The sequence below is a fragment of the Polynucleobacter sp. 39-46-10 genome (genome assembly GCF_002282275.1).
This window is the reverse complement of sequence record NZ_NCJB01000203.1, coordinates 1-4,306: the sequence shown is the minus strand read 5'-3', so window position 1 is coordinate 4,306 and position 4,306 is coordinate 1. Positions and strand designations below refer to the sequence as shown.

Annotated in this window: 5 protein-coding genes and 1 pseudogene; all 6 read right to left on the bottom strand. The window is 47.0% G+C overall.

Going from position 1 to position 4,306, the window contains the following annotated elements; translation table 11 throughout:
• A pseudogene (locus B7X71_RS12610) lies at window positions 1-798 on the bottom strand (porin); the annotation flags it as partial.
• A gap of 207 nt (window positions 799-1,005) precedes the next feature.
• The gene (locus tag B7X71_RS12605; RefSeq protein WP_293600912.1) at window positions 1,006-1,278 is read right to left on the bottom strand and encodes a type II toxin-antitoxin system RelE/ParE family toxin; all 273 of its coding nucleotides are present in this window, start codon (window positions 1,276-1,278) and stop codon (window positions 1,006-1,008) included.
• The gene (locus B7X71_RS12600; protein WP_215301013.1) at window positions 1,275-1,493 is read right to left on the bottom strand and encodes a ParD-like family protein; all 219 of its coding nucleotides are present in this window, start codon (window positions 1,491-1,493) and stop codon (window positions 1,275-1,277) included. The genes B7X71_RS12605 and B7X71_RS12600 overlap by 4 nt, the downstream gene beginning before the upstream one ends.
• 112 nt (window positions 1,494-1,605) lie before the next feature.
• Window positions 1,606-2,220: a recombination mediator RecR gene (gene recR / locus B7X71_RS12595; RefSeq protein ID WP_215301015.1), complete on the bottom strand. Its 615-nt coding sequence runs from the start codon at window positions 2,218-2,220 to the stop codon at window positions 1,606-1,608.
• Between the two features lie 25 nt (window positions 2,221-2,245).
• The gene (locus tag B7X71_RS12590) at window positions 2,246-2,569 is read right to left on the bottom strand and encodes a YbaB/EbfC family nucleoid-associated protein (protein WP_293598137.1); all 324 of its coding nucleotides are present in this window, start codon (window positions 2,567-2,569) and stop codon (window positions 2,246-2,248) included.
• Between the two features lie 50 nt (window positions 2,570-2,619).
• Entirely contained in the window at window positions 2,620-4,287 is a 1,668-nt protein-coding gene (dnaX, locus tag B7X71_RS12585) for a DNA polymerase III subunit gamma/tau (protein WP_293600913.1), read from the bottom strand.
• Window positions 4,288-4,306 lie beyond the last annotated feature (19 nt).

The following is a 4,306-nucleotide window of genomic DNA, read 5'->3' as shown; positions in this document are numbered from 1 at the left end:
TTGATCGCCATAGGTATTAAAGATTTGCCAATTAAGGTCACGGCCATTGGGTGATTTGGGGGCGAGCATTCTGGAAGCGCGCATCACCCAGTTATCGAGATACCACTCACCCGCCAATCCCCAGCTATAGCCTCTGGCGTCAGCTGCATAGTCATAAGCCAGATAGGTCATATTGCCCCAGTTCATAAACTGGATGCGAGGATCTTTAGCATATCGGCTGTCATCAAAAATATCGAGCGTGGAGAACTGACCACCAGTAAGCACGATGCGATTACTACTCACGGTTTGCGTAATTTGATTGGCTTCATTCTCAAGAACGACTTTATCGCCCTCTTGATTAATCGTATGACGCGCAAAAGCACGAGCAGAATAAAACTTGGCTTGCGCCCCAGTAGCCTTACTACCCTCGCCGTTAGGAAAACCCCCAAGACCAACTAATCCAGAAAATGGCACACCAGAAATCACTTCCGGATTGAAGTAGACATCGGTATTGGGTGCTAGGCGTGCACCCATGAATAAGGTGCCCGACCAGGTATAGCTCATGGATTTTTGAGCATTCAAACTATTCTGCCCAGAATAAGATGAATTGAAATTGTTATAACGCTGATTAATGTAAGTCGTTTGCCCATGCAGATTTACAGGCAACCCAAAGAGCTCTCCCTCAGTTGGAACACCCTCAATTGGGGAGGCGAAACTTGCAATCTGATCTGACCCTGATCCTGCTTTTTGTGCGAGCGCAGTCGTGCTACCAAAGGCAGCAAGCAAGCTCAACAGAAGAAGATAGGATTTGTGGGACATTCACAATTTCACAATACTGAGCATCAATGACCAATCAATCACTAGAAAAGAAACTAAAGGTCAGATCTACCGGGGTAAAAACCAGACAACTCGGATAGGCACTGCGTGAGATTGAAGCTCATCAGGAGTGCAGGCCAAATTATCCCTAAAAAGGATTAACTTACCTAGAATTTATGTCGCTTTAGTGACTATTGAGCCTATTTCGCCCTATCGCTTAAGGTCTCGATAAAAATTTTCATGAACTCCATAGCCAATTAATGCGATTTGAGTTCCATCCAGACTAACCGAGTATGCCAACAACGTTTGTTGATGGAGATGGCGAAACTTATAAACCTGCACACCCAACAAATCACCCTTCTTCATATCCCCAACAAATGGCTTGGAGGTAATATCTTTAACCGCTGAATCAAGGGCCTTCTTTTCGGCGGGAGAAATTTTCTTAATAGCTCGATCAAATCGAGGGGTTGTTAATACCCTCATCCGAATTTATATGGGGAAAGATTGCCAGCTTTTACCTCTTCAATACTTACGAGCATATCTTGAAGCATGTTGATGGGTAGATCAGGATTCTCTTCAGCGACCTTACCCAAGCGAGCCCAGTACTCAATTTGCTTAGGTACTGATCTATGCATTGCCTGAGCATAGGGCTTGGCGTCTTCCACCAATATATCCGATAACTTGATTGCTATAGCCATAATGAGCTCCTTATTAAACTAGTATCAATTTAATACAAAAGGTTGCAAAAAGCAACTTTTTACTAAGCACCTTATTAATGGGGATTTGGGATATAACTTAGATATACCAAACTTAGCGCCGATCCATCAGCGCTCTGGCTAATGTGCCTGCATCCACATACTCAAGCTCACCACCCACCGGAATACCTCTGGCGATTCTGGTGACTTTGATGCCTTTGGATTTGAGTACTTCACCAATGTAATGGGCTGTGGCCTCACCTTCACTCGTGAAATTCGTTGCCAGAACTACTTCTCGCACTGGCACTCCAGTATCTGGCGCTTCAATACGGCTTAGCAATCGATCAAAATGAATTTCATTAGGGCCCATGCCATCAAGTGGCGAGATCCGACCCATTAATACAAAGTAATTACCTTTAAAACTCAAAGTCTGCTCGACCATCACTTGATCAGCGGGCGTTTCCACAATGCATAGCAAAGATGGATCACGACGGTCATCATTACAAGTAGCGCAGATCTGGGTTTCGGAGAAAGTATTACAACGGGCACAGTGACCTACAGTCTCTACTGCTTCACCCAATGACTGAGCAAGCACTGCAGCACCATTGCGATCATGCTGAAGCAAATAAAAAGCCATGCGCTGAGCAGACTTGGGGCCTACGCCAGGTAATACACGCAATGCCTCGATCAAACGACCAAGGGCATCTTGCGGAGCTTCTTGACGTGCCATTAAATAAAGATATTTCTAAGGATGATTAAAACGGCAGCTTAAATCCAGGAGGCATCGGCATACCTGCAGTAGCACCAGACATCACTTGTGCATTAGCAGCCTCTACTTGTTTGAATGCATCTGTATAGGCGGTAACCAATAAGTCTTCGAGCATTTCGCGATCATCCATTGCACTTGGATCGATCTGCACGCGCTTCATCTCATATTTGCCAGAGATGCTCACTTTGACTAAACCGCCAGCCGCTTGGCCAGTGACTTCAAGCGCAGCCAATTGCTCTTGCGCTACTTTCATCTTCTCTTGCATCTGCTGGGCTTGTTTCATCAAACCCGCAAGGCCGCCTTTCATCATCGCTTATTTCCTTTGCTTACTTATATGTCTATCAATATTGAACTGGGCAATCAAAGAGGCTTTACAGAGCCACCAACTACTTTGGCTCCAAACTCTTTTTCTAATTGCTGAATAAATGGATCTTGCGCAATCATTTGCTCTGCGTTTTGTCTTTTCTCTTGATGAATCTGCGCATCGACCTTAGCGACTGTCTTACCCTCAACTTCACCCTTCTCGATAATGACTTTGATGGGTTTGCCAAAGTGTGCTGTTAATGCATCTGCAAGGCGGCCAATAGAAGCTTCGGATGCCAGTTGCGGCATCGGTGTCACAACAGTAGCGCGCACACCTGCTGGTGAATCTTCCCAATCTTGCAACTCCGTCTGAAATGCTAACTGTTGAACCAAGCCTTTAACCGGCAACTGGCGCATTAAGGAATGCCAGTCTGGACGATTGGCTGCAGATGCAGTAGCAGTTGGTGCAGGAACTGCTGGAGCTGCGGCAGCAGGTTTAGCAGTGGCTGGAGCAGATGCTGCAGGCGCAGACCTTACTGGAGCAGCAGTTTGATTTGCTGGTGCAGACGGTCTTGGTGCCGAAGCTACTGGTGGCGCTGAGCCCCCTGCTCTACTGGGAGTTTCATTTCCGGGACGAAAGGCCAGCATCCGCAGAAGAGTCATAGCAAAGCCAGTTTGCTCATCTGGAGCTAGCGATAAATCGGGACGGCTAGTAATGCTGATTTGATAGAAGAGTTGCGCCTCTTCTTTTGTCAGTGCACCAGCTAAGCGACGAATCTCGGCCGCTTCTGGCCAGTCTTCTAGTACAGATTCAGGAACAATTTGTGCGGCTGCAATTTTCTGAATGAGACTAGAGAGATCAGCCAGTGCTAATGAGAAAGACATACTGCGCTCACCCATCTCATTGGAAATGGCTAACAATGTCGCACCATCTTTAGCAATCAGTGAATCCAAAATTCTGATGAGGTATGCATCATCGAGCGTGCCGAGCATGCCACGTACTGCCTCTTCAGATACTTTGCCAGCAGCATAAGCAATCGCTTGATCCGTCAGTGACAAAGCATCGCGCATAGAACCTTGCGCTGCTTTTGCTAAAACACGCAGTGCATTGGTCTCACACTCAACGTTTTCTGCGGCAAGTACTTTTTCTAAATGCTCAACGATGAGCGGTACCGGCATTTGTTTGAGATTGAACTGCAAGCAACGGGACAAAATGGTGACTGGAATCTTTTGGGGATCAGTTGTCGCCAGGATGAATTTCACATGTTCTGGCGGCTCTTCAAGCGTTTTGAGCATGGCATTAAAGGCATGATTGGTGAGCATGTGCACCTCGTCAATCATGTAGACCTTGTACCGTGCATTACTAGGGGCGTAGGCTGCTTTTTCTAATAGAGCGGCAATGTCGTCCACCCCGCGATTACTCGCAGCATCCATCTCAATATAGTCAACAAAGCGACCGGCATCGATCTCTAAGCAAGCTGGGCATTTTCCGCAAGGCTCCGAGGTCATGCGCCCTTGGCCATCTTCCCCGGTGCAATTGAGGGCTTTGGCCATAATTCGGGCAATGGTGGTCTTTCCGACCCCGCGAGTGCCTGTAAAGAGCCAAGCGTGGTGTAGTCGACCTTGGTCTAAGGCATGGGTTAATGCCTTAACCACATGGTCTTGTCCTACCAATTGGGAGAAAGTTTTGGGGCGCCACGAACGGGCTAAAGCCAATGAAGTCATGGACTCCATTCTAACAAGC

Excerpts from the sequence above, each read along its gene's own strand:
- B7X71_RS12605 (WP_293600912.1), bottom strand. The coding sequence starts at position 1,278 with ATGAGGGTATTAACAACCCCTCGATTTGATCGAGCTATTAAGAAAATT.
- B7X71_RS12600 (WP_215301013.1), bottom strand. The coding sequence starts at position 1,493 with ATGGCTATAGCAATCAAGTTATCGGATATATTGGTGGAAGACGCCAAG.
- recR (WP_215301015.1), bottom strand. The coding sequence starts at position 2,220 with ATGGCACGTCAAGAAGCTCCGCAAGATGCCCTTGGTCGTTTGATCGAG.
- B7X71_RS12590 (WP_293598137.1), bottom strand. The coding sequence starts at position 2,569 with ATGATGAAAGGCGGCCTTGCGGGTTTGATGAAACAAGCCCAGCAGATG.
- dnaX (WP_293600913.1), bottom strand. The coding sequence starts at position 4,287 with ATGACTTCATTGGCTTTAGCCCGTTCGTGGCGCCCCAAAACTTTCTCC.